The sequence below is a fragment of the Polaromonas sp. P1_G4 genome, from assembly GCF_056405475.1.
On the sequence record NZ_JBFUCA010000992.1, the window covers coordinates 1 to 722 of the forward strand.

The following is a 722-nucleotide window of genomic DNA, read 5'->3' on the forward strand; positions in this document are numbered from 1 at the left end:
GGGAAGCAATGGTGTCGCGGAGAAAATCGAACACAGCATCGTGATTGGCTCAAGGGGCGAGAAGTTTGACTGGAACTGCACGCGTTTTGAGCAACTCACGGCAGAGCATTTCGCCCTGCTTGCCGCGACGCAGCCTGAACTCGTGATTTTTGGCAGCGGCTCCCGATTGCGCTTTCCGCCTCCGGCCTTCCTGCGCACACTGATGGAGCGCCGCATCGGCATTGAGACCATGGACACTTTGGCAGCATGCCGCACCTACAACATCCTCGCGGGAGAAGGCCGGCAGGTAATTGCTGCCCTGCTGATTGAAACAGAAGGAACAGAAGGCTGAAATGCCCTCTCTTTCAGGGTAAAATCTAGGGTTGCACTTGGCACCACATCCAGGACTCGCGTCCCGGGCCGGTTGCCAAAAGGCGCGGCTAATTACAACTACTTTCGTCAGGGTCTACTCAGTATGGCAGTCGTCGTCAATAAACCACTCCCCGAATTTGAAGCGATCGCCACGAGCGGCATCAAGGTTTCCAACACATCCCACCTCGGCAAAGTCGTTGTGCTGTACTTCTATCCCAAGGACAACACACCGGGTTGCACCACGGAAGCCATGCAGTTCCGTGACCGCTATAAGGACTTCGTCAAGGCCGGCGCAACCGTGTTCGGCGTGTCCCGCGACAACATGAAATCCCACGACGAGTTCAAGTCCAAGCTTGAACTCCCGTTCGAAC

General features: G+C 56.1%; 2 protein-coding genes. Both read left to right on the forward strand.

Annotation, left to right across the window (positions count from 1 at the left end):
- Positions 1-331: Mth938-like domain-containing protein (locus AC1D1X_RS24945; RefSeq protein ID WP_477699579.1), on the forward strand; the 331-nt coding region annotated here is incomplete at its 5' end.
- Between the two features lie 123 nt (positions 332-454).
- Positions 455-722, forward strand: a 268-nt coding sequence (locus AC1D1X_RS24950; RefSeq protein WP_477699580.1) for a peroxiredoxin, incomplete at its 3' end; no start/stop codon positions are given.